This is a genomic window from Glycomyces sp. TRM65418, assembly GCF_019710475.1.
Taxonomy (GTDB): Bacteria; Actinomycetota; Actinomycetes; order Mycobacteriales; family Micromonosporaceae; genus Glycomyces.
In genome coordinates this window covers 341,238-358,652 of record NZ_JAJFAX010000003.1, presented here as the reverse complement: position 1 = coordinate 358,652, position 17,415 = coordinate 341,238, and the positions used below count along the sequence as shown (strand labels likewise).

Annotated in this window: 12 protein-coding genes; 6 read left to right on the top strand and 6 right to left on the bottom strand. The window is 70.5% G+C overall.

Annotated elements, in window-relative coordinates; all coding sequences use genetic code 11:
* Window positions 1–36 precede the first annotated feature (36 nt).
* A complete protein-coding gene (locus tag K3N28_RS09680) occupies window positions 37–612 on the top strand; it encodes a TetR/AcrR family transcriptional regulator (protein WP_228092291.1) in 576 nt (191 codons plus the stop codon).
* A gap of 15 nt (window positions 613–627) precedes the next feature.
* Here the strand turns inward: K3N28_RS09680 and K3N28_RS09675 are convergent, their stop codons facing one another.
* Window positions 628–1,593 carry a GlxA family transcriptional regulator gene (locus K3N28_RS09675; protein ID WP_228092290.1) on the bottom strand — a complete coding sequence of 322 codons (966 nt, stop codon included), beginning with the start codon at window positions 1,591–1,593 and terminating at the stop codon, window positions 628–630.
* 143 nt (window positions 1,594–1,736) lie between these two features.
* Between K3N28_RS09675 and K3N28_RS09670 the strand changes: the two genes are divergently transcribed.
* Entirely contained in the window at window positions 1,737–2,318 is a 582-nt protein-coding gene (locus K3N28_RS09670) for a hypothetical protein (protein ID WP_228092289.1), read from the top strand.
* 260 nt (window positions 2,319–2,578) lie between these two features.
* Here K3N28_RS09670 and K3N28_RS09665 read toward each other — a convergent pair whose 3' ends face one another.
* From K3N28_RS09665 to K3N28_RS09655, 3 genes are all read right to left on the bottom strand, one after another.
* Complete coding sequence (locus tag K3N28_RS09665; RefSeq protein WP_374209738.1) at window positions 2,579–5,098, bottom strand: polynucleotide kinase-phosphatase; 2,520 nt, start codon at window positions 5,096–5,098, stop codon at window positions 2,579–2,581.
* A 244-nt stretch (window positions 5,099–5,342) separates the two neighbouring features.
* Entirely contained in the window at window positions 5,343–6,818 is a 1,476-nt protein-coding gene (locus tag K3N28_RS09660; RefSeq protein WP_228092287.1) for a 3' terminal RNA ribose 2'-O-methyltransferase Hen1, read from the bottom strand.
* A gap of 197 nt (window positions 6,819–7,015) precedes the next feature.
* Window positions 7,016–8,623 (bottom strand): carbohydrate-binding protein, encoded by a 1,608-nt coding sequence (locus K3N28_RS09655; protein ID WP_228092286.1) that lies wholly within the window; start codon window positions 8,621–8,623, stop codon window positions 7,016–7,018.
* A 296-nt stretch (window positions 8,624–8,919) separates the two neighbouring features.
* Here K3N28_RS09655 and K3N28_RS09650 point away from each other — a divergent pair, with 296 nt between their 5' ends.
* Window positions 8,920–10,986 carry a cellulase family glycosylhydrolase gene (locus K3N28_RS09650; RefSeq protein WP_228092285.1) on the top strand — a complete coding sequence of 689 codons (2,067 nt, stop codon included), beginning with the start codon at window positions 8,920–8,922 and terminating at the stop codon, window positions 10,984–10,986.
* A gap of 98 nt (window positions 10,987–11,084) precedes the next feature.
* Here the strand turns inward: K3N28_RS09650 and K3N28_RS09645 are convergent, their stop codons facing one another.
* Window positions 11,085–12,074 carry a LacI family DNA-binding transcriptional regulator gene (locus tag K3N28_RS09645; RefSeq protein WP_228092284.1) on the bottom strand — a complete coding sequence of 330 codons (990 nt, stop codon included), beginning with the start codon at window positions 12,072–12,074 and terminating at the stop codon, window positions 11,085–11,087.
* A gap of 72 nt (window positions 12,075–12,146) precedes the next feature.
* Window positions 12,147–13,673: an alpha-N-arabinofuranosidase gene (locus tag K3N28_RS09640; protein ID WP_228092283.1), complete on the bottom strand. Its 1,527-nt coding sequence runs from the start codon at window positions 13,671–13,673 to the stop codon at window positions 12,147–12,149.
* Between the two features lie 268 nt (window positions 13,674–13,941).
* Between K3N28_RS09640 and pnuC the strand changes: the two genes are divergently transcribed.
* From pnuC to K3N28_RS09625, 3 genes are all read left to right on the top strand, one after another.
* Window positions 13,942–14,574 carry a nicotinamide riboside transporter PnuC gene (pnuC, locus tag K3N28_RS09635; protein WP_374209737.1) on the top strand — a complete coding sequence of 211 codons (633 nt, stop codon included), beginning with the start codon at window positions 13,942–13,944 and terminating at the stop codon, window positions 14,572–14,574.
* Window positions 14,571–15,650, top strand: a complete 1,080-nt coding sequence (locus tag K3N28_RS09630) for an AAA family ATPase (RefSeq protein ID WP_228092281.1) — start codon at window positions 14,571–14,573, stop codon at window positions 15,648–15,650. The genes pnuC and K3N28_RS09630 overlap by 4 nt, the downstream gene beginning before the upstream one ends.
* A 195-nt stretch (window positions 15,651–15,845) precedes the next feature.
* Window positions 15,846–17,264, top strand: a complete 1,419-nt coding sequence (locus K3N28_RS09625) for an RICIN domain-containing protein (RefSeq protein ID WP_228092280.1) — start codon at window positions 15,846–15,848, stop codon at window positions 17,262–17,264.
* Window positions 17,265–17,415: the final 151 nt, after the last annotated feature.

Here is a 17,415-nt window from a genome sequence, read left to right as displayed (position 1 = left end):
ATGAGTCAGACTCATTTTGGCAAGGAGTATTCGCCCGTGGCCCGAGAAGCAGCGCCCGACCGACCCGTGCGTGCCGATGCCCGCCGCAACCGCGCGCGCATCCTGGAAGCAGCCGAAGCCGTCTTCGCCGAGCAGGGCGCGTCGGCATCGACCGAGGCCGTCGCCGCGCGCGCCGGCGTCGCCATCGGCACCGTCTTCCGCCACTTTCCGACCAAGCCGGACCTGCTCGAATCCGTGGTCATGAACCTGCTCGACCGCCTCATCGCCGAGGCCGACGCCATGGTCGACGACCCGCAGGCAGTCACCGGCCTGTTCGAGTTCAGCGCGCTCGTCATGTCCATCGGCGCCGCCAACCGCGAAGTGTTCGAGCGGCTCGCCGAGACCGGCGTCCGGGTGAGCGTCGGCGACGCCCTGATGCGATTGCGACCGGCCGTCGAAGTGCTGCTCGACCGCGCCAAGGGCACCGGCGCCGTCCGCGAGGACCTCCTCCCAGAGGAACTGATCGCGCTGCTCGGCGCCCTGTGTCAAGAAGCGATCGCCGCCGATTGGAGCGAGGCGTTCCGCCGACGTGCCCTGGGCGTCCTCTTCGACGGCATGCGGCCGGTTCCGTAAGAGCCGCAACGCCGTCTAGACGCTGCTGGAGGCGACCGAGCGGTACTGCGACGGGGTCGTCCCGTACTCGCGGACGAAGGCCTGGCGCAGCGCCTCCGCCGAGGCGAAGCCGCATCGGGATGCCACGCGGGCCACCGGGAGATCGGTGGTCGTCAGGAGCTGCGCCGCCGCCGTGAGCCGCGCCTGCCGCACGAACCGGCCCGGCGTCTGGCGCAGATGCATCTGGAACAACCGGGTCAGATGCCGCGGACTCACCCGGGCGAGCCGGGCCAGCGCCTCGGTCGACAAGTCCGCGTCCAGTCGCTCCGTCACGTGGTCGGTGACCTTGCGGACCAGTCCGTGGTCCGCCGCGGGCGCGGCGGTGAACATGCTCATCTGCGCCTGGTTCCCCGGCCGGTGCAGGTACGTGACCATCGCCCGGGACACCCAGCGCGCCATGTCGGCGCCGAAGTCGGCCTCGATGAACGAGAGCGAGAGATCGAGCGCGCTCGTGACGCCCGCGGCGGTGTAGACGTCGCCGTCCCGCACGTAGATCGGCCGGGCGTCCACGGTGACCGCGGGATACTCCTGCGCCATCCGCTCGGCGAAGTGCCAGTGCGTCGTCGCGCGCTTCCCGTCGAGGAGCCCGGCCGCGGCGAGGACGCTCGCGCCGGTGCACAGCGAGGCGACGCGCTCGCTCTCACGGGCCAGGCGGCGAACGTGGCCGACGAGCCGCTCGTCGCGCGAGGCGTCCAGATGGCCCAGTCCGCCGGAGACGATCAGGGTGCCGATGGGGCCCTTGGCCCTTTCGAGGGCGGCCTGGCCGTTGAGGACCAACCCCGATGAGCAGGCGATCGGCCGCCCGCCGGGCGTGGCGAGCGTGAGGTCGTACCCGAGGTCCGGATTGATCTCGTGCACCGCGTGGAGCGTGCTGGTGACGCAGGCGATGTCGAGCAGTTCGGCGTCGTCGTAGCCGACGACGAGCACGCGATGGCGGTTCATGGCCCCAGCATAGGTCCGGAAGACCAGGAAGCCAAGATTTCGGACACGACCGGTCCGCTCGCTTGACCGGGGCCCGCGCGACGAGGATCGTTGGCGCATCAGATACCCCCTCCAGGTATGCCATGACTGCAAGGAGCCCGATCATGACCGTCACCGCCACCGAACCCCGTGCTGACAACCCGGTGCGCGCCGCCCTGCGGCGCTGGCCCACCGCCATCGGCATCGTTTTCGCCGTGTTCACCGTTTGGGGCCTGACCTCCGGCGTCGGGCTCGGCGCCGTCGTCGCCGCCTCCGGACTCGTCTACCTCGGTGCGGCCGCGGTCCAGCGCCGCGGCGCGGCCTGGCCGATGTTCGGAGTCGCCTTCCTGGTCATCGCCGCCGCCGACTTCACCCCTTGGGAGAGCGACTTCGGCACCTGGGCCGTCATCGGGCTCGCCGCCCTGCTCGCCGTGTACGGCCTCCTGCGCGGCGCGGCCCGCCCGGCCGAAGGCCTGCCGCTCCAGACGCTCGGCATGGTCGCCTTCGGCGGGATCGCCGCCCTCGTCCTCTACGTCGGCGAGGACCTCGGTTCCTACCTCGTGGCGGCCGGCCTGCTCGGGCACGCCGCCTGGGACGTCTACCACCACCGCAAGGACATCGTCGTCTCGCGCTCGCTGGCCGAGTTCTGCTTCGTGCTCGACACGCTGGTGGCCGTCGTGATCATCGTCGTCGCCCTGCGCGGCTGACCGACGGAGCGCGGCCGTTGACAACCGCGCGCCCGATGTGCACTATATATTGAGATTGTTCGATGTGATCGCAAACCTTCCCTTGCGGTCACATCGTCCACGCACGGCGTGAAGGCGGCCAGCATGGCGAACCCACCGCGGAGGGCCGGCAGCACGCGGCGCAAGGCGCGGAACGTCTACGTGGGCCGCACCGACAACGGCTGACCCGTGGCGGGACGACGGCGGGTCCGGCCCCGGGAGGGGCCGGATCCGCCGCTCGCTCACAGGCGCGGGTCGACCGGTTCGGACTCCAGGGCCAGGATCGCGAACACGTACTGGTGGATCCGCCACAGCGGCGCCCCCTTCGCGACCAGGTCCAGCGCCTCCACGCCGAGCGCGTATTCACGCAGCGCCTGCGACCGCTTGTGGGTCGGACGGCGCTGCCGCAGCCGCTCCAGGTGCTGCGGGTCGGTGTAGTCCGCGCCGTAGACGATCCGCAGGTACTCCCGGCCTCGGACCTTGAGGCCCGGCTGCAGCTTCGTGCGGCCCTCCAGGACCGGCTTGACGACCATGCCCTCGCCGCCCGCCGCGCACAGTCCGCGCCACCAGTCGGCGGCCTCGGCCTCCTCGTCCGTGCCGAGCGTGACGAACCTGCGGCGCGTGGCCGTGAGCGTCCCGGTCGCGTCGGCGCCGACCAGCGCGTCGATCGCGTCGAGGTGCCAGTCGTGCCGGTGGTCGGCCCGGTTCGCGCCCTCGGTCGCGAGGATCTGGAACGGCGCCAGCCGCACCCCTTCGAGACCCGAAGTGGGCCAGCAGTACCGCTGGTACGCCTCGGCGAACGCCTCGACATTGGCCAGGCGCGAGGTCGTGCGCGCGGCGAGGTCGGCGACGTCGAGCCCGCGTGCGGCCGCGGCCTCCAGCGCCGACGCGGCGGCCGGGAGCGCGGACAAGCCGGCCGCGGCGACGGACGCGAACTGGTCTTCGACCAGCTCACGGGCCTTGGCCGACCACGGCAGCAGCTCGCAGTCGAGCAGCATCCAGTCGGTCGCGAGCCGGTCCCACAGCCCTGCTCCCTCCGCGGCGAGCGCGATCCGGGCCAGCAGCTCCTCGGTGAGGGCCTCCTCCTCGAAGAACGCCCGGCCGGTGCGCGTGAGGACCGCGCCCGCGGGCCCGGTGCCGAGTCCGAAGCGCCTGCGGGCGACCTCCGGGTCGCGGCACACGAGCGCCACGGCCCGGGAGCCCATGTGCTTCTCCTGGCACACCACCCGCTCGGCGTGCTTGCGGTACTGGTCGAACGCCTGCGCCGGATGCTCCAGGTAACCGTCCAGTGAGGACGCGTCCACCGGGGCCATCGTCGGCGGCAGGTACAGCACGCGCCGCGGGTCTTCGGCGAAGCGGCTCATGACCTCCAGGGCGGCGGCGGCGTTCTCGGCGCGCACCTTCACCGTCCCGACGAGGTCGGTCGTGAGGTAGCGGTCGCCCGCGACGTCCTCGAAGTCGAGCATGGTCGCGTCGCGGACCGTGGTGTGCAGCGGCCGGACCGGCTCGTACCACTCCTGCAGGGCGTCGACGGCGACGAGCTCCCGTTCGGGGTAGCGCAGCGCCGTGAGCCTGCCGCCGAAGCAGCAGCCGGTGTCGAGGCAGATGGTGTTGTTGACCCACTCGGGTTCGGCGGTCGGCGTGTGGCCGTACACCACCATGGCCCGCCCGCGGTAGTCCTCGGCCCACGGCAGCCGCACCGGCAGGCCGTACTCGTCGGACTCGCCGGTGGTGTCGCCGTAGAGCGCGAAGGACCGCACCTTGCCCGAGGCCCGGCCGTGGTACTCCTCTTTGAGGCCGGCGTGCGCGACCACGAGGTCGCCGCCGTCCAACCGGTAGTGGCTCACCAGTCCATCCATGAAGGACTTCGCGTCCTCCCGGAACGCCTCGTCCTCGTTCCCGAGCTGTTCGAGCGACTCGGCCAGGCCGTGCGCGACCTTGACCTTCCTGCCGTTCAGGGCCCGCACGAGCTTCTGCTCGTGGTTGCCGCACACGCAGAGCGCGTTCCCGGCCCGGACCATCCCCGTCACCAGGCGCAGCACGCCGGGCGTGTCGGGGCCGCGGTCCACGAGGTCGCCGACGAAGACGGCCTTGCGGCCCTCCGGGTGCGACGCGCCGACCGGGCGGCCGGCGTCGTCGCGTTCGAGCGTCCAGCCGAGCTCGGTCAGCAGCGACTCCAGTTCGGCGCGGCAGCCGTGCACGTCGCCGATGAGGTCGAACGGACCGGTCTCCTCGGTCTTGTCGTTCCAGGCCTTCTCGTAGGCGATCCGGGCGGTCTCGATCTGCTCGACCCCGCTGAGGCGGTGGACGCGCCGGAAGCCCTCCTTGCTGAGCGACTTGAGGCTCCGCTTGAGGTCACGGTGGTGGCGGCGGATCACGGCCTCGCCGAAGTCGCGGTCGGGCCGGGCGCGGTTGCGCTCGGCGGCGACGGTCGGCGGCACGTCGAGCACGATCGCGTCGGCGAGGACGTGGTGCTCCTTGGCGACCTTGACGAGCGAGGCCCGGGCCTTCGGCTGGACGTTCGTGGCGTCCACGACGGTGAGCAGACCGCGGCGCAGCCGGACGCCGACGATGTGGTGCAGCAGCTCGAACGCCTCGGTCGTGGCGGTCTGGTCGGTCTCGTCGTCGGCGACGAGGCCCCGGCAGAAGTCGGAGGAGATCACCTGCGTGGGCTTGAAGTGCCGCTTCGCGAACGTGGACTTGCCGGATCCGGACACGCCGACGAGGACGATCAGCGAGAGCTCGGGGACGCTGCACGTCACCTGCGCGGCGGGCCCGCCGGCCGCGTCATCGAGCGGTTCGCGCTCGTCCGCGGGGTCGCCGACAGGGGCCGTGTCGCCGAGGGGCACGGGATCGTGCTGCGGCGCGGCCCCGTTCGAAGGGGCCCGGTCGTCCCCGAGCGCCGGGTTCAGCGGAGTCCCGTCGTGCCCGGACGCGGCGTCATCGTGGGGCGTGGGGTCGTTCGACGGCGTCGGGTCGTTCTGTGACGTCGAGTCGTTCGATGGCTCAGTCACGGTCGAACACTCCCATCTGGGTCGGGGTCCCGGCTTCGGCGTCGGCGTCGCCGACCCCTGCGATCCGCACCCGGTAGCCGTGCCGTTCGGCGGTCGCGGTCGCCCATGCGGCGAATCGCGCCCGGTCCCATTCGAACCGGTGGTCGGCGTGGCGCATCTGGCGGCCCTCCAGGCCGTAGCGGGCGTTGTACTCGGCGTTCGGCGTCGTGACGACGACCGTGCGGGGCCGGGCCTCGCCGAACACCACCCGCTCCATCGCCGGGAGCCGACCCGGGTCGAGGTGCTCGACGACCTCCATGAGCACCGCCGCGTCGTACCCGGCGAACCGCTTGTCGCGGTAGACGACCGAGCCCTGCAGCAGTTCGAGCCGCTGCGACGTGCGCTCGGGCATCCGGTCGAGCCGCAGGGCGCGCTCGGCCAGGTCGAGCGCGCGGGCGGCGACGTCGACGCCGGTGACGCGGGTGAACCGCCGGTCCTTGAACAGCTGGGCGAGGAGTTTGCCCGAACCGCAGCCCAGGTCGACGACCGAGGTCGCGCCGGCCTCGCGAAGCGCCTCCAGCACCGTGGCGATCCGCTTGCGGTGCAAGGGCGCCGTGCGATGAGGCTCGGCGTCCGCAACGGCGTCGGCGTGCGGGGCCGCCTCGTCGGTCGCCGGCGCCGCACCGGCGGGCGCGGCCCCCTGACCGGCCGCCATCAGCGGGGCGTCCTCCTCGATCGGCGTCTCGATGGCCGCCTCGGACCCTTCGGCCTCGGCGAGCCGCGTGAGCGCGGCGCGCTCGAGCGACTTGCGGTGCGCGAGATACCGCCGGGTGATGAGATCCCGCCTGGGATGGGCGGCGAGCCAGTCGCCGCCCGCTCGCACGAGCTTGTCGACCTCGCCGATGTCGACCCAGTAGTGCTTGGCGTCGTCGAGCACCGGCAGCAGCACGTACAGCTGGCTGAGCGCGTCCGCGAGGCGCAGTTCGCCGCGCAGCCGCACGCGCACGTGCCGCGAGTCGGCGTCGAACCCCGGCAGCGGCACCGCCTCGGCCTCGACCTCCCAGCCCAACGGCGCGAACAGCTCCTCGACCAGGCCCGCGCCGCCCTTGCACGGCACCGCGGGCAGCGCGATCTCCAGCGGCATCGGGGCCGCGGCGAGTTCGGGCCGGGACTCGCTCTGGCCGGTCCGCACGGTCGAGAACACCTTGCCGAGCGCGACGGCCAGCAGCGACGAGGCCGCATAGGGCCGGTCGTTGACGTACTGCTTGAGGGAGGCGTCGCCCGAGCCGCGCCCGAACGCCCGCGCCAGGCGCACCGGGTCGACCTCGAGCATGAGCGCCGCCGTGCACCGCTCCTCGGTCGCCTCCGGGTAGAACACCCAGGCCGATCCGAAGGACTGGTCGAAGCGCTGCACGTTCTCGGGGTGCTTGCGCAGCAGCCATCCCAGGTCGGTCGCGGGCCTCGCCGTGGTCGAGATCGTCAAGAGCATCCGGCGATCATGCCAGGCCCCCGCCAGTGCGGCGAGTCGGTTTCGGACGGTCAGGCGCGCGCACGTGCCGGTGTCGTCGCGGCCCTCGCGTGCCTTCGGCGGTACAGCGGGCCCGCCCCGCCGCGCGCACCGCGACCGCGCTGAAGCGGCCCGTCCGCATCGCACGGGCCGCTTCAGCGTGCGGCGTCAGGCTTCGGCTACAGGTTCACCACCCGGCCGCCGAGGGTGACCACGAGCTTGCCGGTCGAGTCGAAGGACCAGCCCAGGCCGCCCGAGTAGTTGGAGCAGCGGGAGCCGTTCGAGCCCATCCACCACTGGTTCGAGCTGTCGGAGTTCCCGACGATCCGGTCGTTCGTGCCGCTGGAGAACCGGCACGAGGTGTTGTTGCGGAAGGTGTGCGAACCGGCGTCGAAGGTGAAGTTCCGCTCCGCGTTGTCGATGCTCAGGTTGTTCGAGACGGTCATCGCGCCCGGGTTGCGGTTGTAGGTGAACCCGTGCTTGCCGTTGTCGAACGCGATGTTGTGGTGGACGTTGTGGTTGATCGGGACGTCCTCGCCGCCGAGCTTGTAGCCGTTCCGGTCGCCGTTGCCCGCCTGGCCGCCGTTGGAGAGCGTGCCGTTCTCGTACGCCAGCGAGTACTCGATGGTGACCGCGCCGATCGGGTCGTGGTCGGAGTAGGTGTAGAGGTCCCAGCCGTCGTCGATGTTGTTGTGCGCCACCGAGTACCGGAAGACGTTTCCGGGCCCGACGGTGAGCTTCGCCGCGAAGCCGTCCGCGTCCTCGCCGTCGGAGTCGGCGTTGTCGTGCGACTCCGCGCTCAGGATGAGGTTGTTCGCGGGCCACGACGAGGTCGGGCTCGACGAGGCCTGCCGCGAGAGCTGCAGACCGGTGTCGCGGTTGAAGCGCGTGATCGTGCGCTCGAGGATGTTGTTGCTGCCGCTGACGAAGATGCCGTTGTCACCGGCGCGCTCCACGGTCAGGCCCTTGATGTGCCAGTAGTTCGCGTAGAGCGCCAGACCCCGGTTCGAGGAGGCCTCGGACTGCGCCGAGAAGTTCAGCACCGGCCGCTCTCCCGGGTAGGCGGCCAGGGTCGTGCGGGCGCTGGAGCTGCCGCTGTCCTGGTCGATCACCACGGTGGAGGAGTAGTTGTAGGTGCCGCCGCGCATGTAGATGGTCCCGCCCGCGTTGACGCGGGACAGGGCGGAGGCGAGGGTGGTCGGGTTCGCCTCGGTGCCGGCCGCGCTGTCGCCGCCGCCGGGGGCGACGTAGATCGCGCCGCCCGCGGGCGGCGGGGTCGTGGTCGGATCGGTGCCGCCGCCGGCCTCGAAATCGAGGTAGTCGATGTTGGCGAGTCCGTCGGCGCCGGTGGCGGCGAGGCGGATGGTGTTGCCGCCGGCGTTCACCGGCACGGTCAGGGTCTTGGTGGTCCAGTTGTTCCACGCCCCGGTGCCGCCGAAGGCGCTGGCGGACTGGGCCACCGCGCCGTTGACGACGATGTCGGCGGGGCGTGAGGCCGTCGTGCCGTTGGCGTACCGGATGCCAACGGTGGCGGTGCCGGCGCTGGGGGCGTTCACCGTGAACTGGACCGTCGCACCGGTCTGGTTGGGGCTGTTGCAGAACCCGCTGCCGGAGTAGCCGGAGTGGTCGGAGTCGACGGTGCCGGAGCAGGCGGCGGGCGAGGTTTCGGCCTCATAGCGGACGGGTGCCGCTGAGGCCGAGTGCATCGCGACGACCGTGGCGGCGGTGGCGATGATGCCGGCGAACCCGGCGACGAGCGCGGTGCGCACGTTTCTTCGACGAGACATGTTGCTTCCCTTCGCAACTGCGTTGTTGCCTGGGTCGTTGAGGAGATCCAGGCCGGCTGAGTCATACATTTACATGTATAAATCAACCGGTTGCCATGAGCGTATGGAAAGGGCTTTCAGCTGTCAAGAGCGCAAATCGGACGATCTCGGTCCGTGACGGGCCTTCGGTGAAGAGTTTCTTGGGAGCGATTGACAAAGTTTGGTCCCCCAACTTAGTCTGGTATCGAGGATGCTCGATGGCCCCCGGTACCGGGCACGCCTCCCCCCGACAGTCGAAGTGGACATGAAGGAGTGCCATGCAAGGCGTCAAACGACGTACCCGCAGGTGGATCGCCGTGGCGATCACCGCGGTCGCCGCCATAGCGGCCGGTCTCGCCATGCTCGCCCCCTCAGTCGCGTATGCGGCCGAGGGATGCAAGGTGGACTACAAGATCGCCAGCCAATGGAACGGCGGCTTCACGGGCGACGTGAAGATCACCAACCTCGGCGATCCGATCAACGGCTGGGACCTGGCCTGGACCTTCCCCGACGGCCAGCGCATCACCCAGATCTGGAACGCGTCCTTCACCAACGCCGGCGACCAGGTCACCGCCAAGAGCCTCGGCTACAACCGGTCCATCGCCACCGACGGCTCGGTCTCCTTCGGCTTCAACGGCTCCTGGTCGGGAGCCAACGGCGTGCCCGCCCTGTTCCACCTCAACGGCGTCGAGTGCACCGGCGGCGTCGGCGAGCCCACCACCTCGCCGACGACCTCCCCGCCGCCAGTCGGCGAGGGCACCGCGATGGAGACCGTCGCCGCGATGGAGCCGGGCTGGAACCTCGGCAACTCGCTCGACTCCGTCGGCCCCGACGAGACCGCCTGGGGCAACCCGCGCATCACCCAGGAGCTCATCGAGAACGTGGCCGCCCAGGGCTACAACAGCATCCGCATCCCCGTCACCTTCGACGACCACCAGGCCAAGTCCGCCCCTTACGCCGTCGAGGACGCCTACCTCGACCGCGTCGAAGAGGTCGTCGGCTGGGCGCTGGAGGCGGACCTCTACGTGCTCGTCAACATCCACCACGACTCGTGGATCTGGATGGCGGACATGAACACCAACCGCACCGTGGTCGAGGCCCGCTACGAGGCGATCTGGAACGAGCTGGCGACCCGCTTCCGCGACGCGCCGCCGGAGCTGCTGTTCGAGAGCGTGAACGAGCCGCAGTTCAACAACGTCGACGACGCGACCGCCTACGCCCTCCTGGACGACCTCAACGTCTCCTTCCACGAGATCGTGCGCGGCTCGGGCGGGAACAACGCGACCCGCGTGCTCGTCCTGCCGACCCTCCACACGAACGCCGACCAGGGCCGCCTCGACGCGCTGAGCGCGACGATCGACTCCTTGAACGACCCGAACCTGGCCGCGACCGTCCACTACTACGGCTTCTGGCCCTTCAGCGTGAACGTCGCGGGCTTCACGAAGTTCAACGCCGAGGTCCAGGCCGACATCGAGGGATACTTCGACCGCGTCTACAACGAGTTCGTCGCGAACGACATCCCCGTCATCGTCGGCGAATGGGGCCTGCTGGGCTTCGACGCCCACACCGGCACCGTCGAGCAGGGCGAGAAGCTGAAGTTCTTCGAGTACGTGGGCTACTACGCCCGCCAGAAGGGCCTCACGCTCCAGGTGTGGGACAACGGCCAGCACTTCAACCGGACCACCTTCGAGTGGCGGGACCCCGAGCTCTACAACATGATGAAGGCGAGCTGGAGCTCGCGCTCGGGCACGGCCTCCACCGACCAGGTGTTCGTCGCGAAGTCGGGGACCGTCGCCGACGTGTCGCTGCAGCTCAACCCGAACGGCACCACGTTCCAGCACCTGCGCCTGGGGTCCACGAACCTCGTCCGGGGCACCGACTACACGATCTCGGGCGACACGCTCACGATCAAGGCGAGCAGGCTCACCAGCCTCCTCGGCGACCGCTCGTACGGCGTCAAGGCGAACCTGCACGCGGTGTTCTCGCAGGGCGCGCCGTGGCGGATCAGCGTCATCTCCTACGACCAGCCGACGATGTCGGCCGCCACGGGCTCGACGGGCGCGTTCGCGATCCCGACCCAGTTCAACGGCGACCAGCTGGCGACCATGGAGGCCGAGTACGCCGACGGCAGCGCCGCCGGGCCGCACAACTGGACCACCTACAAGGAGTTCGCCCGCGCGTTCAGCCCCGATTACACCGCCGGCACGATCAGCCTGCCGCAGGCGTTCTGGGACGACGTGAACGACGGCCAGAAGGTGACCCTGACGTTCCACTTCTGGAGCGGCAAGACCGTCACCTACTACGTCACCGAGTCCGGAGGCAACGTCACCGGCTCGCTCTCCTGACGGCACCGCGAAAGCCGCCCCGGCCTTTCGAGGCCGGGGCGGCGTCGTCCCGGCGGCCTGGACCTCGGCCTCGCCGGTCGCGGCGAGCCGGGCGGGCCCTAGCGGGTGGATTCGCGGGGGATGAGCGTGAACGGGGCGATGTGCTCCTCCGGGGGCCGCGTCGGGTCGTCGAGGCGGGCGGCGATGAGCTCGACCGCCTTCTCGGCCATCCACCGGTGATCGGGGGCCACGGTGGTCAGCGACGGCGCGAGGTAGGCGGCCTCGGGGATGTCGTCGAAGCCCACCACGCGCACGTCCTCGGGACAGCGCAGGCCCAGGTCCGCCAGGCCCCGCATGACCCCGATGGCCACGGTGTCCGTGACCGCCACGACGCCGTCGAAGGCCGTGCCCGCCGCGTGCAGGTCGTGGACGGCCTTCCGGCCCCGCTCCATGTGCATGCCCGACAGCGACACCAGCGCCGGGTCCACCTCGATCCCGTGGGCGGCCAGGCCCTCGACGTAGCCCCGGTGACGTCGGGACACGACGTGGACGCCTTCGAGGCTCCAGCCGGTGACGTTCGCGATGCGCCGGCACCCCCGTGCGATCAGGTGCTCGGTGGCGGCCTTCGTGCCCGCCTCGTTCGCCATGCCCACGTGGTCGATGCTCGCCCCGAAGTCGCGCTCTCCGAGCATCACGATCGGGAAGTCCCCCCACGCCGTGCCGCCCTGCTCCCGCGGGTCGAGCACGACCGCGCTCAGGATGAGCCCGTCCAGCTGCAGCTTGTGCGACTGCGCGATGGCGGCCTCCTCGCCCTCGGCCGCCGCCCCGGTCTGCTCGATCGCGACGTGGAAGCCGCGCTCCTTGGCCGCCTCGATGAGGAGGGACCCGAGCATCCCGTAGTAGGACTGGTCCACGCCGGGCACCGCGAGGCCGATGACCCCCGTGCGCCCGGCCTTGAGCGTGCGGGCGTTGACGTTGAGGCGGTAACCGCACTCCTGGATGGCTTCGAGCACGCGCCGGCGCACCGGATCGCTCACGCCGGGCCGGTTGTTGACCACATTGGATACCGTCATCTTCGACACCCCCGCCAACCGCGCCACGTCGCTCATCGTCACCACGTCGGTTACCGCCTCTCGTCAAGTCAGGGTGCCTATCTTCCCATCATCCGACCCGTCGGCCGCTCACGCGATCGCGCCCGAGACGGTGACGAAGGAGTGCGCCGGCAGGTGCACCTTGAGCTTCGAGCCGTCGAGCTTCACGCCGTCGTGCGCGCGCGGCGCCACCGCGTCCGCCGCCTCGGGGGAGTTGTGGCTCTGCAGCGTGTCGGCGGTGAGGACCAGTGCCTCGACCTCGGCGAGCCCGCCGCCGCGCAGGTCGATCTCCACGTCCTGCCCCGCCTCGGCGTCCAGGTTGGACAGCGAGACGAGCAGGCGGCCGTCCTTGCGGCTGGCCGACACCGACACCGTCGACAGCTCCTTGCCGTCCACCTCGCGGCTCGGCAGCCCGGCCGGGGCGTCCACCCGCAGGGAGGCCGCGTCCTGGTGGCCCTTGTTCATCTGGAACACGTGGTAGGTCGGCGTGAGCACCAGCGCGCCCGAATCGGGGTCGGTCAGGATCATCGCCTGCAGCACGTTCACCGTCTGCGCGATGTTCGCCATGACCAGCCGGTCGGCGTGCCGGTGGAAGATGTCGAAGTGGAGGCTCGCCACGAGCGCGTCCCGCATCGTGTTCTGCTGGTACAGGAAACCGGGGTTGGTGCCGGGCTCGACGTTCCACCAGGTGCCCCACTCGTCGAGCACGATCCCGATCTCCTTGGTCGGGTCGTACAGGTCCATGACGTTCGCGTGGCCGGTGAGCAGCTCGTCGGTGCGGGCCGCCCTGAGCATCGTCGTGTAGTACTCGTCCTCGGTGAACCGCGTCGCGTCGCCCTTGTCCTCCCAGGTCCCCGCGATCGTGTAGTAGTGCACGGAGATCGCCTGGTACAGCTTGCGCTCGACGCGCTGGCAGCCGATGTGGCCCAGCTGCTCCATGAGGGTCTTGGTCCACTCGAAGTTGAAGTCGGCGGCCCCGGCGGCGATCCGGTAGAGCTTGTTGTCGCCGTAGTCGCGGCAGTAGGTCGCGTACTTGCGGGCGTCCATGGCGTACTGCTCGGCGCTCATGTTGCCGCCGCAGCCCCAGGTCTCGTTGCCCAGGCCCCAGAACTTGACCTTCCACGGCTCCTCGCGGCCGTGCCGCTTGCGCAGGCGCACCATGGGGGAGTCGCCGTCGCGGGTGAGGTACTCGACCCACTCGCTCATCTCGCGGACGGTGCCGGAGCCGACGTTGCCGGAGATGTACGGCTCGGCGCCGAGCAGCTCGCACAGCGCCATGAACTCGTGGGTGCCGAAGTGGTTGTTCTCCTCGACGCCGCCCCAGTGGGTGTTGATCATGACGGCGCGGTCCTCCTTGGGGCCGATGCCGTCCATCCAGTGGTACTCGTCGGCGAAGCAGCCGCCGGGCCAGCGCAGGTTGGGGATGTCGAGGGCGCGCAGGGCCTCCACGACGTCGAGGCGGATGCCGCCCTCGTTGGGGATGTCGGAGTCCTCGCCGACGTAGAAGCCGCCGTAGATGCAGCGGCCGAGGTGCTCGGCGAAGTGGCCGTACACGTGGCGGTTGATCCGGGGGCCTTCGATGTCGACGTTGATGACGGCGGAGACGTGCTCGCTCATAAGGGGCCTTCCTGGCGGTGGGCGGCACCGGTCGGTGCTCGACGGTTCCGTGCCGCGCTCATTTATCGGTAAAGCGCGCTTCACTTTACCCGTCGGCCCACCCGCCGTGTCAAGCCCGATGCCTCGCGGTCCCGTACCCTGAGCGGCGCCGGACACCGATGCGCGCGGCACCGGGCCCGCGTGGTTCGATGCGGCATGGCCGAAGCCGCCCCCGGCCGATGAGCATCGAGCCCCAGCCCCTGAGAGGACCGCCCCCGTGAACGCCCTCATGGACGTCCTGTACCTGCCCCTGTTCACCGCCTTCGGCGTCCCGACCACCCTCGCCGAAGGCCTCGCCTTCGTCACCGGCGCGGTGTGCGTCTGGCTCGTCGCCCGCCAGCACATCGCGAACTGGGGCATCGGCATCGCCAACTGCCTGCTGTTCATCGTGATCTTCACCGACAGCGGACTCTACGCCGACGCCGGGCTCCAAGTCGTCTTCATCGCCCTCGGCGTCTACGGCTGGCGGAACTGGGTCCGCGGCGGCGGCCCGACCGCCGACGCCCTCCCGGTGAGCCGCACCGGCCGCACCGAATGGATCGGCCTCGCCGGCGCGGGCCTCCTCGGGCTCGCCGCCATCACGACGCTGCTGGTCGTCGCGACCGACTCCACGGTCCCCTTCTGGGACGCCCTCACCACCGTGCTGTCCCTGCTCGCCACCTACGGCCAGTGCCGCAAGCGCGTCGAGTCGTGGTGGCTGTGGATCGCCGCCGACGTCGTCTTCGTTCCGCTGTACGCCTACAAGGGCCTCTACCTCACCGCAATCCTCTACATCGGATTCATGGTGCTGTGCGTCATCGGCCTCCGCAACTGGCAGAGGGACCTGGAGGCCCGACGGCGACCCGCCGAGGTCGCGGCGTGAACCGACCCGAGCACGGCCTGGTCCTCGGCAAGTTCTACCCGCCGCACGCCGGGCACCACCACCTCATCCGCACCGCCGAGGCCGGATGCGACCGCCTCACCGTCCTCGTCTGCTGCGCCACCGTGGAATCCATCCCCCTGGGCGAGCGCGTCGCCTGGCTCCGGGAGGCCCACCCGAACGCGCGGGTCGTCGGCGCCGTCGACGACGTCCACATGGACCTCGAGGACGAAGCGGTCTGGAGCGCCCACATGGCGATCTTCAAAGCCGCCGTCCCCGAGCGGGTCGACGCGGTCTTCACCTCCGAACGCTACGGCGAGGAGCTCGCCCGGCGCTTCGGCGCCGTCCACATCGCAGTGGACCAGGCCCGCGAGCGGTTCCCCGTCTCCGGCACCGCCGTCCGCGCCGACCCCGTCGGCAACTGGCACCACCTCGAAGGCCCGGTCCGCGCCGGGCTCGTCCTCCGCGTCGTCGCGCTGGGCGCGGAGTCCACCGGCACGACCACCATCGCCGAGGCGCTGGCCGCGAGGCTCCGCGAACGCGGCGGCGCGTGGGCGCTGACGCAGTGCGTGGGGGAGTACGGCAGGACCTTCAGCGAGGAGCGGCTGCGGGCCGTCCAGGCCGAGCACTCGACCGCGACCTGGAACGACGTGCGTTTCACGACCGAGGACTTCCCGGTGATCGCGAAGCGCCAGAACGAACGCGAAGCGGCGGCGGCCGGCGTGGGCGGTCCGGTCCTGTGCTGCGACACCGACGCCTTCGCGACCACGATCTGGCACGAGCGGTACATGGGCGGGCGCAACCCGGAACTCGACCCGCTCGCCGACGCGATCGGCCACGACCTGTACCTGCTGACCGACCACGAGGGCGTCGCGTTCGACGACGACGGCCTGCGGAGTGAGGCCCACCTGCGCCCGTGGATGACCGGGCGCTTCGAGGAGGAGCTGCGCCGGACCGGCCGCGACTACGTCACGCTCCGGGGCCCGCACCACGCCCGCCTGCGGCGAGCCGAGGAGGCGGTGGACGACCTCGTCGCCCGCTCGTGGCGGTTCGCCGATCCGCTCCCCGAACGCCACTGACCAAAGAAGATCGAAGTATTTCAATACTTGACCTGCTTTGGGTCGAATGCCATACTGCCAGAGGATGTTAGCGGTTACATTCTCCCGGCAGTCCTCTCACACGTGCGCAGACGCACGGGATCGGCGACCCTCATGCGACCTCCTGCCCTTGCTCCTCCGACGCGGCGGCGTTCTCTCCGCCGCCTGCTGCTCGGCGTGCTGACCGCCCTGGCCATGGTGCCCGCGGTCGTCCTCGCCACCGCCTCGCCCGCCGCCGCGGACACGAGCCAGTTCCGCGGCTTCAACTGGGCCGTCCTCGGCGACAACTTCGTCGAAGGCCCGCTCGTCCTCGACAAGCTCAGCCAGTCCGACGGCTACGACACCGTCAGGGCCAAGGCCGACGCGATCTACGCCGACATGGCCTCGACCATGGGCGCCAACACCGTCCGGCTGCCCGTGAACACCCACACCGTCGGCACCACCTGGTGGAACGCCTACCGCGGCGCCATCGACGCCGCCACCGCCCGCGGCTTCAAGGTCATCCTCGCCTACTGGGAGGACGGCGCCGCCTCCGGCGGCCGGATCACGAACATGTCCGCGTTCAACGCCATGTGGAACACCGTGACCTCCCAGTACGGGTCCAACAGCCTGGTCTACTTCGAGCCGATGAACGAGCCCCACGGCTACAGCGCCTCCGAATGGACGAACGTCGCCGCCTCGTGGATCAGCTCCCGACCCTCGGTCCCCAAGGGCCGCATCCTCATCGGCGGCACCGGCTACAGCCAGGACGTCAAGCCCGTCTGCGCCGACTCCCGTCTCGACGGCACGCTCCTGTCCTACCACCACTACGCGTTCTTCTACGGCACGAAGGACTACGCCGGCTGGGTGCAGAGCTTCCGCGACGGCCTCGGCTCGTGCGCCTCCCGCGCGGTGCTCACCGAGTTCGGCGCACCCATGGACAACGGCCTCAACTACGCCGACGCCGCCAGCACCGACAACTTCGTCCGCCACATCCGCGCCGTCACCGACACCGCCCGCCAGCTGAACATGGGCTCGACCTACTGGCCCGCGCTGGGCGGCAAGATCACCGGCAACTCGGGCTACGACTGGTACTCGATGTTCGCGGTCGGCGGCAGCGGCACGAATCTCGACCTGACCATCCGCAACCCCTCCGGCGCCGACCGGATCCGGCACGGCTGGGGCGACGACGTCGGCGGCGGCAGCGAGGTCACCGACATCGTCAGCCGCGTCTCCGGCAAATGCGTCGACGTCGTGAGCGGCTCGACCGCCAACGGGGCCGAGATCATCCAGTACGACTGCCACGGCCGCGTCAACCAGCAGTGGGAACTGCGCCCGGTCGGCAGCGGCTACGTCCAGATCGTCTCCCAGGCCTCCGGCAAGTGCCTCGACGTCAACGGCGCCTCGACGGCCAACAACGCCAAGGCGATCCAGTGGACCTGCGGCAGCGGCACCAACCAGCAATGGCAGGTGCGCGAGGCCGGCGGCGGCCACGTCGAGCTCGTCGCGCGCCATTCCGGCAAGTGCCTCGACGTGACCGGCAGCAGCACCGCGAACAGCGCCCGCCTCCAGCAGTACGACTGCTACGGCGGCACCAACCAGCACTGGACCCTCTAGCCCGCTGCTCGACGAGCCCGGTCGGCGATGCGCATCGCCGACCGGGCGCCCTCCCGCGGCCCGGCGCGCCGCCCCTCGCCCGGGACCGTTGACCTGCGCTGTTCCGGTACGCCCTACCAAGGGCGGTAAGGACTCCCATAGCGACTTGCGT